The organism is Streptococcus sp. A11 (assembly GCF_043674225.1).
Classification (GTDB): domain Bacteria; phylum Bacillota; class Bacilli; order Lactobacillales; family Streptococcaceae; genus Streptococcus; species Streptococcus suis_V.
This window is the reverse complement of record NZ_JBIMJS010000019.1, coordinates 1-19,283: the sequence shown is the minus strand read 5'-3', so window position 1 is coordinate 19,283 and position 19,283 is coordinate 1. Positions and strand designations below refer to the sequence as shown.

At 44.7% G+C, this 19,283-nt stretch carries 16 protein-coding genes; 3 read left to right on the top strand and 13 right to left on the bottom strand.

Features of this window, described 5'->3' with window-relative positions; all coding sequences use genetic code 11:
• Nucleotides 1–41 precede the first annotated feature (41 nt).
• From nagA to ACHBIF_RS09805, 7 genes are all read right to left on the bottom strand, one after another.
• Complete coding sequence (nagA, locus tag ACHBIF_RS09835; RefSeq protein WP_394720241.1) at nt 42–1,190, bottom strand: N-acetylglucosamine-6-phosphate deacetylase; 1,149 nt, start codon at nt 1,188–1,190, stop codon at nt 42–44.
• A 147-nt stretch (nt 1,191–1,337) separates the two neighbouring features.
• Nucleotides 1,338–2,444 (bottom strand): alanine racemase, encoded by a 1,107-nt coding sequence (alr, locus tag ACHBIF_RS09830; RefSeq protein ID WP_394720239.1) that lies wholly within the window; start codon nt 2,442–2,444, stop codon nt 1,338–1,340.
• Nucleotides 2,434–2,796 carry a holo-ACP synthase gene (acpS, locus tag ACHBIF_RS09825; protein WP_394720237.1) on the bottom strand — a complete coding sequence of 121 codons (363 nt, stop codon included), beginning with the start codon at nt 2,794–2,796 and terminating at the stop codon, nt 2,434–2,436. Before acpS ends, alr begins: the two co-directional genes overlap by 11 nt.
• 88 nt (nt 2,797–2,884) lie before the next feature.
• Nucleotides 2,885–5,404 (bottom strand): preprotein translocase subunit SecA, encoded by a 2,520-nt coding sequence (gene secA / locus ACHBIF_RS09820; protein WP_394720235.1) that lies wholly within the window; start codon nt 5,402–5,404, stop codon nt 2,885–2,887.
• A gap of 246 nt (nt 5,405–5,650) precedes the next feature.
• Complete coding sequence (gene manA, locus ACHBIF_RS09815; RefSeq protein WP_394720233.1) at nt 5,651–6,592, bottom strand: mannose-6-phosphate isomerase, class I; 942 nt, start codon at nt 6,590–6,592, stop codon at nt 5,651–5,653.
• Nucleotides 6,593–6,703: 111 nt separating this feature from the next.
• Complete coding sequence (gene scrK / locus ACHBIF_RS09810; RefSeq protein WP_105122504.1) at nt 6,704–7,585, bottom strand: fructokinase ScrK; 882 nt, start codon at nt 7,583–7,585, stop codon at nt 6,704–6,706.
• 90 nt (nt 7,586–7,675) lie between these two features.
• Entirely contained in the window at nt 7,676–9,622 is a 1,947-nt protein-coding gene (locus tag ACHBIF_RS09805) for a sucrose-specific PTS transporter subunit IIBC (protein ID WP_394720231.1), read from the bottom strand.
• A gap of 205 nt (nt 9,623–9,827) precedes the next feature.
• Between ACHBIF_RS09805 and ACHBIF_RS09800 the strand changes: the two genes are divergently transcribed.
• Both ACHBIF_RS09800 and ACHBIF_RS09795 read left to right on the top strand, forming a co-directional pair.
• Nucleotides 9,828–11,282, top strand: a complete 1,455-nt coding sequence (locus tag ACHBIF_RS09800; protein WP_394720229.1) for a sucrose-6-phosphate hydrolase — start codon at nt 9,828–9,830, stop codon at nt 11,280–11,282.
• Complete coding sequence (locus tag ACHBIF_RS09795) at nt 11,263–12,228, top strand: LacI family DNA-binding transcriptional regulator (RefSeq protein WP_394720227.1); 966 nt, start codon at nt 11,263–11,265, stop codon at nt 12,226–12,228. The genes ACHBIF_RS09800 and ACHBIF_RS09795 overlap by 20 nt, the downstream gene beginning before the upstream one ends.
• Nucleotides 12,229–12,427: 199 nt before the next feature.
• Here ACHBIF_RS09795 and nusB read toward each other — a convergent pair whose 3' ends face one another.
• From nusB to ACHBIF_RS09770, 5 genes are all read right to left on the bottom strand, one after another.
• Nucleotides 12,428–12,847, bottom strand: coding sequence for a transcription antitermination factor NusB (gene nusB, locus ACHBIF_RS09790; protein WP_394720225.1), 420 nt, complete (start codon nt 12,845–12,847; stop codon nt 12,428–12,430).
• Nucleotides 12,837–13,229, bottom strand: coding sequence for an Asp23/Gls24 family envelope stress response protein (locus ACHBIF_RS09785; protein WP_105111510.1), 393 nt, complete (start codon nt 13,227–13,229; stop codon nt 12,837–12,839). The genes nusB and ACHBIF_RS09785 overlap by 11 nt, the downstream gene beginning before the upstream one ends.
• Before the next feature lie 26 nt (nt 13,230–13,255).
• Entirely contained in the window at nt 13,256–13,813 is a 558-nt protein-coding gene (gene efp / locus ACHBIF_RS09780; protein WP_105122500.1) for an elongation factor P, read from the bottom strand.
• A 63-nt stretch (nt 13,814–13,876) separates the two neighbouring features.
• Nucleotides 13,877–14,938 (bottom strand): M24 family metallopeptidase, encoded by a 1,062-nt coding sequence (locus ACHBIF_RS09775; RefSeq protein WP_394720222.1) that lies wholly within the window; start codon nt 14,936–14,938, stop codon nt 13,877–13,879.
• 86 nt (nt 14,939–15,024) lie between these two features.
• Nucleotides 15,025–15,858, bottom strand: a complete 834-nt coding sequence (locus tag ACHBIF_RS09770) for a DUF4839 domain-containing protein (RefSeq protein WP_105111507.1) — start codon at nt 15,856–15,858, stop codon at nt 15,025–15,027.
• A gap of 131 nt (nt 15,859–15,989) precedes the next feature.
• Between ACHBIF_RS09770 and ACHBIF_RS09765 the strand changes: the two genes are divergently transcribed.
• Nucleotides 15,990–16,163, top strand: coding sequence for a YlcI/YnfO family protein (locus ACHBIF_RS09765; RefSeq protein WP_162840661.1), 174 nt, complete (start codon nt 15,990–15,992; stop codon nt 16,161–16,163).
• A gap of 31 nt (nt 16,164–16,194) precedes the next feature.
• On the opposite strand, the gene uvrA is transcribed toward ACHBIF_RS09765, so the two are convergent.
• Nucleotides 16,195–19,020 carry an excinuclease ABC subunit UvrA gene (uvrA, locus tag ACHBIF_RS09760; protein ID WP_394720219.1) on the bottom strand — a complete coding sequence of 942 codons (2,826 nt, stop codon included), beginning with the start codon at nt 19,018–19,020 and terminating at the stop codon, nt 16,195–16,197.
• Nucleotides 19,021–19,283: the final 263 nt, after the last annotated feature.

The window sequence follows — 19,283 nt, the reverse complement described above, 5'->3', positions numbered from 1 at the left end:
ATTAATAACAAAGCAATAAAAGATAAACGAAATGACGAAATTTAGCCGAAGCGCTTCACACCGTCCAGATAGGTCGCTGTGAGCTGACCTTGATCATCCACGACAATGAAATCTGCTGCGCGACCTGGAGCTATTTGACCGCAGACATGGTCAATGTTGACAGACCGTGCTGGTGCAAGAGAGGCCATTCTCAAGGCATCAGGCAGGCTGACCAAGTCCCACTCGACCACATTTTGCACCGCTTGGATAAGCTCCAAGATAGAACCAGCCAAGCTACCGCTGTCTTTGAGGCGAGCTGTGCCGTCTTTGACCACAACTTCAAATTCACCCAGACGAGACTCGCCCTCGCCCATACCACCAGCCCGCATACAGTCCGTAATCAAGACCGTTTCCTGCGCTCCTCTGGCTTTGACAACAATTTCAGCTGCTGCAGGGTGGACATGATGCCCGTCACAGATCATTTCTGCGTAGACATCTTTGAGACTAAGCGCAGCGCCCACCATACCCGGTTCACGATGGTGAAGACCACTCATACCGTTGTAGACATGAACAAAGATATCGGCACCTGCATCAACCGCTGCCTGCGCTTGTGCAAAAGTCGCATCCGAATGCGCTAGCGCTGTATGGATTTGCTTGCTATTGGCAAATTCGATAAATTCCTTAACCCCCTCACGCTCTGGAGCAATGGCAATCTTATTGACCAAGCCATTGGAAAGGCTGTGCCACTTGTCCAATTTCTCTATCGAAGGGTCACTCATGTATTTTGGATTTTGGGCACCCTTGTATTTTTCAGTGAAAAATGGCCCTTCGAGGAAGATTCCTTGAATTTTCGCACCGGTCTCCTCACCAGCATGTTTCCCAATGGTTTCGCAGACTGCATCCAAATTTTCAACCGAATCCGTCAAGGTTGTTGGTAGCCATGAGGTCACACCGCAAGCCAGCAGACCTTCTGAAATGGTCTTAATCCCCTCAAAGTCATTGTCCATGACATCGTGAGAAGCGTAGCCGTGAATATGCGTATCGACCAATCCCGGTGCAAGGTGATAAGCTGAATGGTCAATGATTTGACCGCCCGTCGGCTCTTCTGTCAAGATTTGACCGAACTGACCGTTTTCTGTAATTTCTAAGTAAGCGTTTTCTATTTCTTGTTCAGCAAGAATAATTGATTTTGCTTTAATATAGGTTGGCATGGTATTCCTCCTATTGAACTGGTTATATCCACTTGTTATTATATTGTATAATGCTTCACTTGTCAAGTAGAAACCGAAAGATTGGTCCTTCTTTCCCAAATTTTTTCAACAAGCAAAAAGAGCTGAGAATATTCCCAGCCCATCTAACTATTCTATATATTGTCGATAAATGCGTGAAGACAGCAGACAAACCACCTCATAATTGATAGTCCCCACATAATCTGCCCAGTCTTGGAGGGTGATTTCTCGGTCCCCATCCTGACCAATCAAGGTCACCTTGGTCCCCAGGGGATAAGGTTTTGGTAGACGAATGGTAATCTGATCCATGGAGACACGACCAACAATCGGACAAGGCTGCCCATCAACAAGAACTGAGAATCCCTGCATAGCCCGCAACAGGCCATCTGCATAGCCAATTGGCACCGTCCCGATATACTCGTCCCCCTGGCTCTCGTAGGTCATACCATAACCTATCTTTTGGCCCGCGTCCAAGAGCTTCGTCTGTACCAATTGGGACTCCAAGCTCAGGGCCGGCAGAAGAGCATAGGGCAGTTCTAACTCCCGACCGCTTGGGTTGAGGCCATAGAGAGCATCCCCCAGGCGAATCATATTGAAAACAGCGTCTGGATGCCAGATACTGGCCGCAGAATTACTAGCATGAATCAAATCCGGCAGGCTTGTCAATTGGTCCAGAATGCTCCGAAAATTTTGCAACTGTTCCTGATAATAGCAATCGTCCGCCTGGTCTGCAGCCGCAAAATGGGTAAAGATACCTTCAAAATCTACATCAGCAGCTGCCAATTCTTCAATCAGTTCAGTGATTTCCTCAACATTCCGAAAACCCAGACGCCCCATACCTGTATCCACCTTGATATGGACAGACAGGCCGTCCAGTTCCAATCCTGCCTCCTGCACCAAGTGCCACCAATCCAGGCTAGACACTGTCAGACTAATATTTGTCTGGCGGGCCAGAGGAATGCAGTCGATTGGGACCACACCAAGAATCAAAATTGGATGTTCCAGACCGGCCTGACGGAGCTCCAAGGCCTCGTCCATATTGGAAACACAGAAGCCATCTGCCTTGGATGACAATTCACGCGCCACTTCCACAGCACCATGGCCATAGGCACCGGCCTTAACAACCGCAAACTTCTTCGTTCGCGCTGGCAGATTCTCTGTCAGCCTATCAAAGTTGTGACCAATATTGCCCACCTTCACCTTAGCTACTGTGGGCCGATGTATGCTAGCTTTCATCCTCTTCCTCCAAAATGACACTGGCCTGGACAAAATTCCCTGAATGACTGATACTCAGCCAAACTTTACAGACTACAGGCGATTTTGTGACCACTGGACGCCCCTTCTCATCCGGCAAAATCTCCAAATCTTGAAAACCGATTTTTCCAATCCCCGTTCCCATGGCCTTGGCAAAGGCTTCTTTTGCTGCCCAACGACCAGCCAAAAATTCAACTTGTCTGCGCCCAGACAGGATCGAAAACCGTTCTCTCTCTGATTCAGTCAGCACCTTTTCTACAAAACGGGGCTTGCCCTCCATTGCTGCCGCAATCGCTGTGATTTCCTGTAAATCTATACCGTAACCAATAATCATTTTCACCTAAAAAATAGAGCGGGGAGGCCACTCATTCCTGCCCCACCACGCTCCTGTTCTGTTTATTCTTTATCCATTCGAAAAGCTGTCACTGTCTTCCGTGACAGTTTTTAAATTTCTTCCCTGAAGCACATGGACATGGTGCATTGCGATCGACACCCTCAAAGGCCTCTTTCGGAACTGCACGAGTTGGTGGGATGATATTCTTAACTGCTGTTGTATGCGCCTCATGGGCTGCACGTTCACGTTCAATATTGTCGTGAATCTGAGCCTTCATCATCAAACGCGTCACATCAAACTCAATCGAACCAATCATGTCATTGAACATGGTAAAGGCTTCTGACTGGTACTCGACAATCGGATTGTTCTGAGCATAACCACGCAGACTAACTGCATTTCGTAATTGATCCAGAGCATCGATATGATCTGTCCATTTATTATCCACTACACGCAAAATTAAGACTTTTTGGAACTCGCGAATACGGTCCTCATCTTTTAATTTGGCAATCTGTGAATCATAAACCGCAATGGCTCTGTCGTACAATTCATCTGCAATTTCCCCATAGCTGAGGTCTTCCAAATCAGATAGGCGCAAACTCTCCTCGTCAACCAAATTGGCATGAGCAAATTTGAGAATTGAATCCAAGGCCTCTTCACGACTGAAGCTCTTATGGGAGTCAATCAGGCGCTCAATTGTCCGCTGAATCATAGAGCGAATTTCAGGTCCCAAATCGCGTTCAGCAGTAATCACATCATGGCGTTGGCCGTAGATAATCTCGCGCTGTTCACGCATAACATCATCATACTGAAGGACCTGTTTACGAGAATCGTAGTTGTTTCCTTCGACACGCTTCTGCGCCGCCTCAACCTGACGGGTCAACATGCCAGACTTGATGACAGACTCTTCTTCAGACAAGTTCATCCGCTCCATGAAGGCCTTGATTCGCTCTGAACCAAAGCGTTTCATCAAATCATCTTCCAAGGATAGGTAGAATTGTGATTCACCTGGATCCCCTTGACGACCGGAACGTCCGCGGAGCTGATTATCGATACGGCGGCTCTCATGGCGCTCCGTACCGATAACGCAAAGACCGCCAAGTTCACGCACACCAGGACCCAACTTGATATCCGTACCACGACCGGCCATGTTGGTGGCAATAGTAACAGCACCACGCTGACCAGCGTTCATGATAATTTGAGCTTCACGGTAGTGGTTCTTAGCATTAAGAACCTCGTGCGGAACCCCTGCAGCCACCAATTTTTGAGAAATCAAGTCCGAGGTCTCAACCGCAACAGTACCGACAAGAACTGGTTGACCTTTTTTGTAACGTTCTTTGACATCACGCACTACAGCATTAAACTTGTATTCCAAGTTTGGATAGAGTAAGTCTTCATGGTCGATACGTTGAATTGGACGGTTGGTTGGAATAGGAATGATGCGAATATTGTAAATTTCTCGGAATTCTTCCTCTTCTGTCTTACCAGTACCCGTCATACCAGACAATTTCTTATACATACGGAAGAGGTTCTGATAGGTGATAGAGGCAGACGTCTTGGATTCATTCTGGACAGGTACACCTTCTTTGGCTTCAATAGCCTGGTGCAGACCGTCAGAATAGCGACGTCCTTCCATGGTACGACCTGTAAATGGATCGATGATCATGACTTCCTGCTCTTCATTGACCAGATAGTCAACATCGTAGGTCATGATATAGTTGGCACGGAGGGCATTGTCCAAGAAGTGGGTAATAGCCACGTTCTCAATATCATAGAGGTTGTCCAGCTTGAAGAATTTCTCAGCCTTGTCAATCCCTGAATCCGCCAAACCAATAGTTTTAGACGGTACATCGATGATATAGTCGTCGCGATCCAAAGATTTGACCAACTTATCCGCCAAGAAATAGAGCTGGTTGGTTTCTGAGCCTTGAGGACCTGAAACGATCAAAGGTGTACGGGCCTCGTCAATCAGGATTGAGTCAACTTCATCGACCAAGGCATAGTTGAGCGGGCGCTGTACCATATCTTCTGCACGCACCACCATGTTATCACGAAGGTAGTCGAAACCAATCTCCGAGTTGGTGGAGTATGTGATATCGCAGTTATAGGCTTCACGCTTTTCAAAAGGTGATTTGGCTGCCAAGTTGATCCCAACCGACAGACCCAACCATGAATAAAGCTCACCCATCTCAGTCGCATCACGAGTAGAAAGGTACTCATTGACCGTTACTACATGTACCCCTTCACCTGTCAGGGCGTTGAGGTAAACCGGCATGGTCGCCGTCAAGGTCTTCCCTTCACCAGTACGCATCTCTGGAACGTCACCATTGTGGAGAACGATACCACCCATGACCTGAACCTTATAAGGATAGAGACCCAGGACACGACGCGCACCCTCACGAACAACGGCAAAGGCTTCATAGAGGAGTTCATCCAAGGTTTCACCTTTGGCAAGGCGGTCCCTAAACTCCTGCGTCTTGGCCTGCAACTGCTCATCCGTCAAGGCTTCCATGGCATCTGCATAAGAGAAAACCTTGTCCGCCATTTTTTCTAATTTTCTTTGCTCACCCTTATCATTTTCAATAATGGAGCGGAGCATATTTCTAACCATTCTGTACTTCCTACTTAACTTGATTTTGCTTGTCTGACCTGTCACAAGGATACCCTTCCGTCTTTGGGTAAGCTACATCCATCAATAGCTGACAACCATTTGACAAGAACCTAAAAATTCCAGGCCAGATGACATAGTTCAATAATATATTCTAGCACAAGATTTGGTTTTTTTCAAGGTTGGAACAACTCTCAAACACGCTTTTCACAAAGAAAACAGCCCCTTAGCAGGACTGCCTTCCAGATTCTATGGATGACTAACTATCATTTCCAATTGCCCTGAAAATTCCCATTCCAGCACATTGCTTGGCAAAATAAAGTGGCTTCCTTTTTCAATCTCGTAGACTTGACCATCAACCTGCAATTCGCCTACACCATCAAGGACGCTGACTAGATAGTAGGGAGCTTGTTTTTTGAAAATGACCGCATCCTCGATTTCCCACTTGTAAACCGTGAAAAATTCATTGCTGACATAAGTTGTGGCCCTCAACGCCCCAGCTTCAATAGTATCGGGGTGGCTGCTTGCTGGCTCACCAATGGTCAGGACATCAATAGACTGCTGGATATGGAGGTCACGGAGGTTGCCAACATCATCCTTACGGTCAAAATCATAGACCCGATAGGTCGTGTCGCTGGACTGCTGGGTTTCCAAAATCATAATTCCCTTGCCGATAGCGTGCATGGTCCCGCTTGGCACATAGAAAAAGTCACCTGTCTTGACCGGCACATGGGTCAACAATTTATCCCACTCCTTGTCCTCAATCATCTGGGCCAATTCTTGACGGCTCTTGGCCTCGTGACCGTAGATAATCTCAGCTCCCTCATCCGCCGCAATCACATACCAGCACTCAGTCTTTCCCAATTCGCCCTCATGCTCTAAGGCATAGCTATCGTCCGGATGAACCTGAACAGACAACCAATCATTGGCATCCAGAATTTTGGTCAAAAGCGGAAAAACTGGACTGTCACTGTCGCCAAATAAATCACGACGCTCAGCATATAACTTGTCCAAGGGAGTACCCTTGTAATCGCCATTGACTACGACGGAAACGCCGTTGGGATGGGCCGAAATGGCCCAAAATTCACCGGTCGTCTGGCTGGGAATTTCATAACCGAATTCGGTCTCTAAACGATTCCCACCCCAGATTTTTTCCTGCATGACGGAGTTTAAAAATAATGGTTGTGCCATAATAGTCTCCTTCTCAATTCTTCTAGCCCTATCTTATCAAATTTCTCAATAAACGCCAATGAAGAGCCACAGAAAAGCCTGGCAGAGCCAAGCTTCTCTCTTATGTCAGACTTATTTTTCAGCTACTTTTTTGGCTAAAGCAAAGTTTCCGAGTGTCGCAGAACCATTTTCCGCAACAGCAGGTGTCACGATGTAGTCCTTGACATCTGGCGTTGGCAGATAGTCATTCATGAGGCCTGTAAATTTCTCACGGACACGGTTAAGCATGTGCTCCTGCGCCATCACACCTCCACCAAATACAATGACTTGTGGACGATATAGCAGAGTTGCCTGAACAGCTGCTTGAGCGATGTAGTAAGCCTGAACATCCCAAACATCGGAATTAAGTTCAATTAACTCACCGCGGATGCCTGTACGACCTTCCAAGGAAGGACCAGCTGCCAGACCTTCCAAACAGCCATTGTGGAAAGGACAAACGCCGTTGAATTCATTTTTTACATCGTAAGGGTGGAGTGCAACGTAAGTATGGCCTGCTTCGGTATGGCCGAGACCGCCGATAAACTCACCATTTTGAATAGCCCCAGCACCGATACCTGTACCAATCGTATAATAAACCAGGCTCTTCACACCCTTGCGCACCAAGGTCTCACCAAAAGCAGAAGAGTTTACATCTGTCGTAAAGTAGAAAGGAATGTTGAATTCTTTTGCAATCAAGCCCAGCAAGTCAATATTTGACCAATGAGGTTTTGGTGTTGAAGTGATATAGCCATAGGTTTGTGAGTTTTGGTCAATATCAATCGGACCAAACGAACCAATAGCAATCCCAGCCAAACGATCTTCGTAGCGTTTGAAAAATTCTACCGTACGCTCAATGGTTTCATAGGGCGTTGTTGTCGGAAACTGTGTCTTTTCAATGACTTGGAAATCTTCATCACCGACCGCACAAACAAACTTTGTACCACCAGCTTCCAAGCTTCCGTATAATTTTGTCATGAATTTTCTCCCTTTTTGTTTTTTTCATTATACCATAGATAGAAATAGAAGAAAAAGGCTTACCGCCTTTTTCTGTGCTTATTTTTCGGATTATTTAACAACTTTCAAGAAGTCCGCACCATGAGCGATTGTACCCTCAGCAAGTGGTGAAACTTCTGTGAAGTCTGCTGTGTTTGTCACGATGATCATAGTTGTATCATCAAGACCTGCTTCAGCAATCTTAGCTGCATCGAATTTGGCAAGTGGCGTACCAGCTTTCACCTTGTCGCCAGCTGCAACCAATTTCTCAAATCCGTTACCATTCATTGATACTGTATCAATACCGATGTGGATCAAGATTTCGGCGCCAGAAGCTGTTTTCAAACCGTATGCATGACCTGTTTCAAAAGCGATGGTTACTTCAGCATCTGCTGGTGCATAAACAACACCTTCAATTGGCTTAACTGCCAAACCTTTACCCATAGCTCCAGAAGAGAAGACTGCGTCATTAACATTTTCAAGAGCAACAACGTCACCTGAAAGTGGAGATACAAGAGTTTCTTGTGCAGTAGAGATTTCTGCAGTTTCTTCAACTTTTTCTGAAGTTTCAACTACAGACGCTGTCACTGCTGCCGCAGCAGCTGTTGCTGCTTCATCAGCGAAAACTGCTGATGCTTTTGTCTTACCATAAACGTAAGTAAAGGCAAAGGCTGCAGCAAAAGCAATCAACTCAGCAACTACATACATTGGGATAGAAGATGCTTTGATTGAGAGGAAGCCAATAAAACCTGCTGCCCCAAGAGATACAGCGATAACATGAGTCAAACCTGCAAAGAGGGCACCGATAGCCGAACCAGCAAGAGCACAGAAGAATGGGAATCTGTACTTCAAGTTAACCCCGAAGAGGGCAGGTTCTGTAATTCCAAGGAAGGCAGAAACTGCTGCTGAACCGGACAAACCTTTTGTTTTTGCATTTTTTGTCAAGAAATAAATAGCAAGAGTTGCAGCACCTTGTGCAACGTTAGCCATTGAAGCAACTACAAAGATGTAGTCTCCGTATCCTGTACCATTATTGTTGTAAGCAGACAAAAGTTGTGTCTCGATGGCTGGGAATGATTGGTGAAGACCAGTCATTACGATCAATGAGTAAGTACCACCAAAGATACTCATACCCAACGCACCAGTAGTATCGTACAACCAAACAATTGCGTTAGTAATCGCATCAGATACAGTCAACATCACAGGACCGATGAATGTAAATGTCAAGAAACCTGTAATCATTACTGACAATAATGGTGTGAATGTAAAGTCAACTGCTGATGGCAACTTCTTGTGGAAGAATTTTTCAAGCGTCGCAAGAAGCCAAACTGCTGCAAGAACTGGAATAACCTGATATGCATAGTTTGTTTGAGCTACTTGGAAACCAAAAATATCCCAAAAAGCTTCTTTACCACCCAAATCTGGAGTGGTCATGATCATACCAATAGCCGCACCGAGGAATTGGTTTGCACCAAAGCGTTTCGCAGCGGAGATACCTACAAGGACTGGCAAGAACATGAATGGAGCTGCTGACATCAATTGAATCATCGCAGAAATGCCTTGGATAGCAGGATACATTTCCTCAATTGATTTTGGACCAAATAAATCTGGCGAAGTCAAGAAGTTACGAAGCGCCATCAATAGACCACCAGCAACGAGAGCCGGAATGATTGGCACAAAGATATCTGACAAGAGCTTGATTAAGTCCATCAATGGATTGAACTTCTTATCTTGCGCTGCAATCTGTTTCAAATCATCTGTTGAAACTTCTTTTAAGCCTGTAGCCTTGATGAGCTCTGCATATACAAAGTTTACATCACCAGGTCCGATGATAACTTGATACTGACCATTCGTACTGAATGTCCCTTTGACATCTGTATTATCATCGAGGGCTTTTTGGTTCACTTTGGATTCATCCTTCAGAACCAAACGAAGACGAGTAGCACAGTGTGCTGCCGCAACTAGATTATCTTTCCCAACCGCTTCGATCACTTCGGCAGAAACTTTTTTATAATCCATTTACAAAAATCTCCTTTTTGTATATTTTTTATTATTGAAAGTGTTTTCACTCTTTCGATATTTTTATTATATATGGTTTTTATGAATATGTCAAACGTTTTGCAGATTTTTTTAAAAAATTCCAAGAATCACAGTAAAAACTTGATTTTTTTCAAGAAAACGTTTACTATATTAAATGAATAATTAGAAGATATGGAGTAGACAAATGGCTTTTACAACTGAAGAGCGCTACCGAGCTTATGCTGACTGGTCGCCAGAATACATTGAAAAAATCAAAAAGAATACAGAGAGTTCCCCTTGGAGAACCAACTTCCACATCGAAACACCGCACGGTCTTTTAAACGACCCTAATGGCTTTTCCTATTTTAATGGAAAATGGACTCTCTTCTACCAGTACTTCCCATTCGGTGCTGCCCACGGCTTGAAATCTTGGGTTCATACCGAATCAACTGATTTAGTTCACTTTGAAGAAACGGGAACAGTTATTTATCCGGATACGCCACTGGATAGCCATGGTGCCTACTCTGGCTCTGCCATGCAGTTTGATGACAAACTCTTCCTCTTTTACACAGGAAATGTCCGCGATGAAAATTGGCAACGCCACACCTATCAGATTGGTGCCCTCATGGACAAGGATGGCAAGATTGAAAAGATTGACAAAGTCTTGATTGAGCAGCCAGAGGACACGACAGACCATTTCCGTGACCCACAGATTTTCAACTACAAGGGACAGTATTACGCCATCGTCGGTGGACAAAACCTGGATTTGAAGGGGATTGTTAAGCTCTACAAGGCTGAAAACAACGACTACCTCAATTGGACCTATGTTGGTAACCTAGATTTTGCCAATGATATGACCGCTTATATGATGGAATGCCCGAATATCGCTTTCGTTGGCGAACAACCAATTCTCCTCTACTGTCCACAAGGCTTAGACAAAGAGGTATTGGACTATGACAATATCTATCCAAACATGTACAAAATTGGCCAAAGTTTCGATCCTGAAACAGCAGCTATTGTAAATCCGAGCGAATTAATTAATTTAGACTATGGTTTTGAGTGTTATGCAACTCAAGCTTTTAATGCTCCAGACGGTCGTGCCTTGTCAGTAAGCTGGTTGGCTCTTCCAGATATGGAATACCCAACCGATGCTTATGATTATCAAGGTTGCTTGTCCTTAGTCAAAGAATTGTCTATCAAGGACGGTAAACTTTACCAGTACCCTGTTGAAGCCATCACAAGCCTTCGTCAAGAAGCACAGCCATTTTCAGCGAAAAAAGAAACCAACAATGTCTACGAATTGGAGCTGGACTTTGCTGCCAATGGCAAGCATGAAATCGTCCTCTTTGCCAATGCAGACCAAAAAGGCTTGGTGCTGACAGTTGATACAGAAAAGGGACAGATTAGCTTGGACCGCGAACATTGTGGTCAGCCCTTTGCCCTTGAATATGGAACAAGCAGAACTTGTGACATTGAGTCTGGAGCTTTGACTGCCAATATTTTCATAGACAAGTCTGTCTTTGAAATTTTCATCAATAAAGGAGAAAAAGTATTTTCTGGTCGCGTCTTCCCTGATGCTGATCAAAATGGCATTGCCATTACCAGTGGCAACCCAACCGGAACTTACTACCATTTAGATTATGGTCGCAAAACTAACTGATGTTGCTGCCCTAGCCGGTGTCAGTCCCACAACCGTGTCCCGCGTCATCAATAAAAAAGGCTACTTGTCAGAAAAAACTGTCAAAAAAGTGCAGGATGCCATGCGGGAATTGGGTTACAAGCCCAACAATTTGGCGAGGAGCTTGCAGGGAAAATCGGCCAAGCTGGTCGGACTCATCTTCCCTACTATCAATAATATTTTCTATGCCGAGCTGATTGGACACCTGGAAAGCCAACTCTTCAACCGAGGTTATAAGACTATTATTTGCAACAGCCAGCATGAATCGGACAAGGAAAGAGAGTATCTAGAGATGTTAGCAGCCAATCAGGTTGACGGTATCATCTCGGGCAGTCACAACCTGGGCATCAAGGACTATGACCGGGTTTCCGCCCCAATTATTGCCTTTGACCGCAACCTCTCTCCTACTATTCCCGTTGTCTCTTCTGATAACCACGGAGGAGGAGTCTTGGCGGCCCAAACCCTGAAAAAGGCAGGCTGCAAACGACCTATCATGATTTCGGGGAATGATAATTCCGACTCCCCTACTGGTCTGCGTCGGTCTGGTTTCCTCTCCGTCTTACCAGATGAAACCGTCTATCACGTTGCCAGCGACTTTACACCTATTCGCAAGGAAATGGAAATCAAGTCCATTCTGGAAAAGCACGCCCCCGACGGCATCTTTGTGTCAGACGATTTGACAGCTATGCTGGTCTGGAACGTTGCCCAATCGCTCAATTTGACTATTCCGCAAGACCTCAAATTGATTGGCTACGATGGGACCTATTTCATTGAAAATTATTACCCGCAGCTGACAACCGTTAAGCAGCCATTGGCTGACATCGCCAAATTGATGGTGGATTTGTTGATTGATAAAATCGAAGGCAAGGAACTGGATAAACGGAACTACATTTTGCCAGTCAGCCTATCCGCCGGAGCTAGTATATAAGACAAGTATTGTGTAATGCTTGTCTTTTTTGTCAAATTCTACTTCTCCTGTATCATCCCATAAACAGCCAAACTAGTTAACTCTGAACATTTCATGGTATCCTTCCAAAACTGAGCGTTTATTAAGTCAGGGGGGCTGAATTCTTTCTGAGAGTAATCTCCCTTTCCCAACTCAAAAAGAAACGAAAAAAGAAACCTGGTTAGGCTTCTTCTTGGATAAATTGGCTTAATACGCCGTTTACGAATTTAGCGGATGACTCGTCTGAAAATTCCTTGGCTAGCTCGATGGCCTCATTGACTGCGACGCGGGCTGGTGTTTCCTCAAAATGTTTGATTTCAAAGAGACCCAGGCGCATGATATTTTTATCAATCAGGGTCAAACGGTCCAGGGTCCAGCCAGACTTGAGCTTGCTAGACAATTCCTTGTCCAATTCTTCTCGATAGGCTGCCACACCATTAACCAAGTTGAGGAGAAAGAGAGGAATTTCCACACCTTCTGTCTCTTCCTCACGGTCATAGAGGTAAGAAAATTGAGCAGCCTGGACAGGCTCTTGGCCAAATTCTAGGGATACAATCGCCTGCAAAGCGCACTTCCGCAGGGCATGTCTATTATTCTTCATCGAGGAAATCCTCTCCGAACAAGTCTTTCAGGGCTGGTTTTGGTGTCTTATCTGGAACGATGCCGTTGACGTGGATATTAACCGCAGCCAACTCCACCTCTGCATAGTTAAAGACAGCAGTCTTGACAGCTCGCTGGATATCCATTGATACAGCAGGGACATTGACGCCATACTCCAGGTAAACGTAAATATCAGCCGTCACTTGCCCTTCCTCATCTGTATGAAGGTAGACACCCTTGTTGAGAGATGATTTTGACAGGCTATCTGCAACCCGCTTGTTTTGAAGAGAATGGACCCCCTCAACTTTTGCTGCTGCAATGCCTGTAATTACTTCAAGAACGCGTGGTGCAATAACGATTTCGCCTTGGTATTCTGTTGTCATAGGCTCTCCTTTTCTAAGAGGGGCAATTAAGCGCGTGATACGTAAGTTCCCTCTGCTGTGTTGATAACAAGTTTTTGACCCGCTTCGATAAAGTCCGGCACGTTGACCACAAGGCCTGTTTCCATTGTCGCTGGCTTACCAGAACCTGTTACAGTCGCACCTTTGATAGATGGTTGTGTTTCAGCAACGACCAGTTCAACAGTTGTTGGCACGGTCACACCGATTACTTCTGTTCCGTAGAATTGGATTTTCACATCTGAGTTTTCCAAAATATAAAGCAATTCTTCTTGAATAGTTGCTACTGGAATTTCATACTGGTCGTAGGTTTCCGTATTCATGAAGTAAGCTGTGTCATCCATTTGGTAAAGGTATTGAGCTGGGACGGTTTCGATGATAGCTTGTTCAAATTTCTCATCTGGACGGTAGGTCGTGTCAAAAGTTGAACCTGTACGCACATCACGCAATTTCATACGCATGATCGTGTTCCCCTTACCTGGTTTGTGGTGACTTGCATCCAAAACCTTAATCAACTTACCTTCCGCTTCGAAGGTCATACCTGCTCTAAGTTTACTTGCTTCAATCATTGTAATGACTACCTCTTAAAATTTTATTTATTCGTTTTATTTTACCACAAACTGACAGATTTCTCAAATGACAATCAATTCTTTGGGTGCCAAAGTCAACACCTTACAACCCGTGTCCGTAATCAGTAGGTCATCTTCGATACGGACACCATATTTGCCATCAAGATAAATACCCGGCTCATCAGTCAAGACCATACCAGCCTTGATTGGCTCGTCAGATTTTCCAAAGTAAGGATATTCGTGAATGTCCAAACCAATCCCGTGCCCAATCCCGTGCGTGAAGTTGGCTCCATAACCAGCCGCATTGATAATCTCACGAGGAATAGCGTCAAACTCACGATAGGTGACACCTTCTTTGGCCTGCTCAATCAAAGCCTTATTGGCCCGCAAGACCACATCATAAATCTCACGCTCTTGATCTGTCACATGACCGATATGGATGGTCCGCGTCATATCGCTGACATAATGCTGGTAATAGCAACCAAAATCCAGCGTTAAGGTCTCACCAGATTGAATTACCTTTTCAGATGCTCTTCCATGAGGCATAGCAGAGCGGTAGCCAGATGCCACGATAAACTCAAATGATGCCCCTTCGGCACCTAGTTGACGCATGCGGTGGTCAAGAAAATGATTGATGTCCATCTCAGTCGTCTGACCTGGTTTGATAAAGTCAAGAACATCAATAAAAGCCTGATCCGAAATTTGACATGCACGGCGAATGGTCGCAATTTCTTTCTCATCCTTAATCATGCGCAAGTCTTCGATAAAGTTTGACATAGCAGCCAGTTGATAACCCTCAAAAATGCTGGTCAGACTTTGATAGAAACCATAGGTCACCTGGCTGTCAAAACCAATGGTTTCAAGCCCATCTTCCTTAATCACCTTTGCAATCTCTTCAAGGGCAAAACGGCTCTCGATAATATCAAAACCTTTAACTGATGCCTTAGCTATCAAGGTATAACGCGAATCAGTCACAAACAAGCGACGCTTGCCACTGATGAAGACAGTCGCCTCGGTCCCCCAAAAACCAGTTAAATAATAAATATTATTTTGCCCTGTCACTAAGATTCCGTCAACCTCTGATTGAGCTAATTTCGCAACAAATTTTTCAACACGCGCTTGCATGATCCACCTCCGAAAATTATATAGGATTATTATAGCAGAAAAATGCAGATAAGAAAAACTACCGTCAAAAAGACAGTAGCCATCACTTAACGCGAACGTAATTCAACTGGTTCTAAGAAAATCAATTGACCTAACTTTGCAGCACCAACAATTCTAGCTTTGATATGTAAATTTGTACCTAAAGGAACACTGTCCGTATCATCTGTAAAATTCAAATCATAGAAGTTCACATTCTCAAACTTCATCGGAATCCCCGTATAATTTGATGTATTTTCGTCTATCCAATCGCCAGTCTCCAACAAGAAATCAAAGCGTGTATCATAATTTCCATAGGGTGCGGTATAGGCAACATGACCATCAAATTCGACAATTTGTCCCTTATACTTTTCTACAAATTCTTTAGCCTTATTCTCGTCGTAATTCGAGGTGACATAAGCAAAATCTGGATTATCAACCGTAATAACTTCTTCCTTAACAGGCTCAGTTACTTCTTCCACAGAGGAACTTGGGGTTGTACTAGCATTGGATGAACTTTCACTGGTCTCTACAGGTTCACTGCTACTTTCCTCAGTTTCGTTATCATATTCTTTAAATGTATGATAGTGGATGGTAATAGGAACATCTTTCTCGAATAAATCTCCCTTTGAAAAAACCTCCTCACCCTTGACAGTAATTTTTTCAATCTCACCATCTTTTGTAAAAATACCAAATGTTAGATCATCAATTTTCTGAGTGGTTACATTTTCAAAACCAGCATCCTCTAACTGCTTTTTCACAGACTGGAAATCCGTATCTTCTGGATTCGCACTCACAGGAATAGCAATCTTATTGGTATCAACATTTTCACTGCTTTCTCCACAGGCAGTCAACATAAAACTTGCTAAAAGTGTTGTCAACAAAAATAGCATTTTCTTCAACATAATAAACTCCTTTGCTTTTTCTTATCCATATTTTACTATATAAATACCAACTTTACAATACATTTTGTAATACAATTTGTAACATTTATTATCCTTCGTTTTCTCTATACACTAATAGTATGGAGGGTGATATGGCTTTTAAATTAAAATCTGATAAAAAAGAGACTGAAATCAAAACAATTCGATTTCCATCCGAGTTAGTTGATAAAATTGAGGAGGCTATTGTCAAAAAAGAAGTTAGTTTTTCCAGTTTTGTCATTCAGGCCTGTAACTATGCCCTGCAAAACATGGATAAAGAAGAGTAAAAAAGAGCCAATCAGCTCTTTTTTCTATGTATTATCTCAACTTACTCTTCAAATACTGGCCTGTAAAGCTGGCTGGGTTAGCTGCTACTTCTTCTGGTGTCCCTGTCGCAACAACGGTACCACCGCCGACACCGCCTTCTGGCCCCATGTCGATAATGTGGTCAGCTGTCTTGATAACATCCAGATTGTGTTCGATGACCAGCACGGTATTGCCATCATCAACAAAACGAGCTAAAACCTTTAACAATTGAGCAATATCCTCGGTATGCAAGCCAGTCGTTGGCTCATCCAGAATATAGAGAGATTTACCAGTTGATCGCTTGTGAAGCTCAGATGCCAATTTCATCCGCTGGGCTTCCCCACCAGATAGGGTGGTTGCTGGCTGACCTAGAGTAACGTAGCCCAAGCCCACATCTTGAATGGTACGGAGTTTGCGCTCAATCTTCGGAATGTGTTTGAAGAACTCGACCGCATCATTGACCGTCATATCAAGGACCTGGGCGATATTTTTCTCCTTGTAGTGTACTTCCAAGGTTTCAGAATTGTAACGGTGTCCATGACAGACTCCGCAAGGAACAAAGACATCTGGCAAGAAATGCATTTCAATCTTGATAATCCCGTCACCAGAGCAGGCTTCACAACGACCACCTTTGACGTTAAAGGAGAACCGTCCCTTCTTGTAACCACGAATTTTGGCTTCATTGGTCTGGGCAAACAAATCCCGAATATCATCGAAGACACCTGTGTAGGTAGCTGGGTTGGAACGCGGTGTCCGTCCAATCGGACTTTGGTCAATATCAATCAAGCGATCCAAGTGTTCTATTCCTGAAATGGACTTGAACTTGCCTGGCTTGTCCGAATTGCGATTGAGCTTCTGGGCAATAGCTTTTTTCAAAATGGAATTGACCAGGGTTGATTTACCAGAGCCAGACACCCCTGTCACCGCCACAAATTTCCCAAGTGGGAAACGAACCGTCACGTCTTGCAGGTTGTTCTCCTTGGCACCTGTCACCTCTAGGAAACGACCATTACCAACACGACGTTCCAAAGGAACTGGAATTTCACGTTTGCCAGACAGGTACTGGCCTGTAATGGATTTCTTGTTTTTTGCTACTTGGGCAGGCGTTCCAGAGGCCACGATTTCTCCGCCAAACACACCCGCACCTGGACCGATATCAATCAGCCAATCCGCCTCCCGCATGGTGTCTTCGTCATGCTCCACCACAATCAAGGTATTTCCCAAATCACGCATTTTCTTAAGACTAGCAATCAGGCGGTCATTGTCCCGCTGGTGCAGACCAATCGACGGCTCATCCAGAATATAGAGGACACCTGACAGGTTGGACCCAATCTGGGTCGCCAAACGAATCCGCTGGCTTTCACCACCAGAGAGCGTACCCGCTGCTCGCGAAAGGGTCAGGTAATTCAAGCCTACGTTATTTAGGAAGGACAGGCGATCCTTGATTTCCTTGACAATTGGTGTCGCAATCGTCGCTTCATTTTCAGACAAGGTCAGATTTTCAATGACTTGCAAATGATCCGCTACGGACAAGTCAGATAACTGCCCGATATGCAGTCCCTGTTCGCCACCGACTTTGACAGACAGGGCTTGGTCATTGAGGCGATAGCCGTGACAGGTTCCACAGGTCAATTCATTCATATAGGCCTTCATAACCGTCCGCGTATAGTCACTGTTGGTTTCACGGTAGCGGCGATTGATATTGGTAATCAAGCCTTCAAAGGGAATATCGATATCACGCACCCCACCAAACTCATTTTCATAATGGAAATGGAATTCTTTACCATCCGATCCATTGAAAATCAGGTTCTTCTCCTCTTCCGTCAATTCCTCGAAAGGCTTGTCCATATCCACACCAAAGTGGTTCATGGCCTGCTCCAACATCTGAGGATAGTAGTTGGAAGAAATAGGATTCCAAGGAGCCAAGGCACCGTCACGCAGGGTCTTGCTGGCATCTGGGACAATCAAATCCGTATCCACTTCCAGCTTCATGCCCAAACCGTCACAATCGCTACAAGATCCAAAAGGAGCATTGAAAGAGAAAAGACGAGGCTCCAACTCGGGCACTGTAAAACCACAAACTGGGCAGGCATAGTACTCAGAGAAAAGCATTTCCTTCTCATCCATGGTGTCAATGATGACATAACCGTCCGCAATTCGAAGAGCAGCCTCAATCGAATCAAACAAGCGAGAACGAATGCCCTCCTTGATGACAATTCGATCGACCACGACCTCAATATTATGAGCCTTGCTCTTGGACAATTCAGGCACTTCAGACACATCATAGACATCCCCATTGACACGGACCCGCACATAGCCATCCTTCTGCACCTTCTCAAAAATGGTCTTGTGTTGACCCTTTTTCTTGCGAACAATCGGTGCTAGAATCTGCAAACGTTGGCGTTCTGGCAATTCCAAAACCTCATCGACAATCTGCTCCACCGAAGAAGCCGCAATGGCCCCGTGCCCATTGATACAGTAAGGCACCCCTACCCGAGCATAAAGCAATCGGAGATAGTCATTGATTTCTGTTGCCGTTCCGACTGTCGATCGTGGGTTACGCGAGGTTGTTTTCTGGTCAATGGAAATAGCAGGGCTGAGACCCTCTATGGAATCCACATCTGGCTTGTCCATGTTGCCCAAGAATTGACGAGCATAGGCAGACAAAGACTCTACATAGCGCCGTTGGCCTTCGGCATACAGAGTATCGAAAGCCAAACTCGACTTACCAGACCCCGACAAACCAGTCACCACCACCAACTTCTCACGCGGAATGGTCACATCAATATTTTTCAAATTATGGGCACGCGCCCCATGAATCACAATATTTTCTTGCATAATTTAAGATACCAAGGCCGTAAAATGCACATTCAAAATAGGGAGATGGTGCAGCCACCCTGGTGACTAGCTATTTTATCTTTTTGACACAGCATTTAGGCCGGGTTCAGTTCCTTTCAAAATCAGCTATAAATAGGCAAGCATCCTATCCAGCATAAAATATACCCCATTATATCACACTTCAAAAAATGTACCTTTGTCAATGATGTGAGACCAAAAAGGTGATTTTGAAGTTATCCATTTGTTAAGCTTTACTAGGAGCT

Excerpts from the sequence above, each read along its gene's own strand:
- nagA (WP_394720241.1), bottom strand. The coding sequence starts at position 1,190 with ATGCCAACCTATATTAAAGCAAAATCAATTATTCTTGCTGAACAAGAA.
- alr (WP_394720239.1), bottom strand. The coding sequence starts at position 2,444 with ATGAAAGCTAGCATACATCGGCCCACAGTAGCTAAGGTGAAGGTGGGC.
- acpS (WP_394720237.1), bottom strand. The coding sequence starts at position 2,796 with ATGATTATTGGTTACGGTATAGATTTACAGGAAATCACAGCGATTGCG.
- secA (WP_394720235.1), bottom strand. The coding sequence starts at position 5,404 with ATGGTTAGAAATATGCTCCGCTCCATTATTGAAAATGATAAGGGTGAG.
- manA (WP_394720233.1), bottom strand. The coding sequence starts at position 6,592 with ATGGCACAACCATTATTTTTAAACTCCGTCATGCAGGAAAAAATCTGG.
- scrK (WP_105122504.1), bottom strand. The coding sequence starts at position 7,585 with ATGACAAAATTATACGGAAGCTTGGAAGCTGGTGGTACAAAGTTTGTT.
- ACHBIF_RS09805 (WP_394720231.1), bottom strand. The coding sequence starts at position 9,622 with ATGGATTATAAAAAAGTTTCTGCCGAAGTGATCGAAGCGGTTGGGAAA.
- ACHBIF_RS09800 (WP_394720229.1), top strand. The coding sequence starts at position 9,828 with ATGGCTTTTACAACTGAAGAGCGCTACCGAGCTTATGCTGACTGGTCG.
- ACHBIF_RS09795 (WP_394720227.1), top strand. The coding sequence starts at position 11,263 with ATGGTCGCAAAACTAACTGATGTTGCTGCCCTAGCCGGTGTCAGTCCC.
- nusB (WP_394720225.1), bottom strand. The coding sequence starts at position 12,847 with ATGAAGAATAATAGACATGCCCTGCGGAAGTGCGCTTTGCAGGCGATT.
- ACHBIF_RS09785 (WP_105111510.1), bottom strand. The coding sequence starts at position 13,229 with ATGACAACAGAATACCAAGGCGAAATCGTTATTGCACCACGCGTTCTT.
- efp (WP_105122500.1), bottom strand. The coding sequence starts at position 13,813 with ATGATTGAAGCAAGTAAACTTAGAGCAGGTATGACCTTCGAAGCGGAA.
- ACHBIF_RS09775 (WP_394720222.1), bottom strand. The coding sequence starts at position 14,938 with ATGCAAGCGCGTGTTGAAAAATTTGTTGCGAAATTAGCTCAATCAGAG.
- ACHBIF_RS09770 (WP_105111507.1), bottom strand. The coding sequence starts at position 15,858 with ATGTTGAAGAAAATGCTATTTTTGTTGACAACACTTTTAGCAAGTTTT.
- ACHBIF_RS09765 (WP_162840661.1), top strand. The coding sequence starts at position 15,990 with ATGGCTTTTAAATTAAAATCTGATAAAAAAGAGACTGAAATCAAAACA.
- uvrA (WP_394720219.1), bottom strand. The coding sequence starts at position 19,020 with ATGCAAGAAAATATTGTGATTCATGGGGCGCGTGCCCATAATTTGAAA.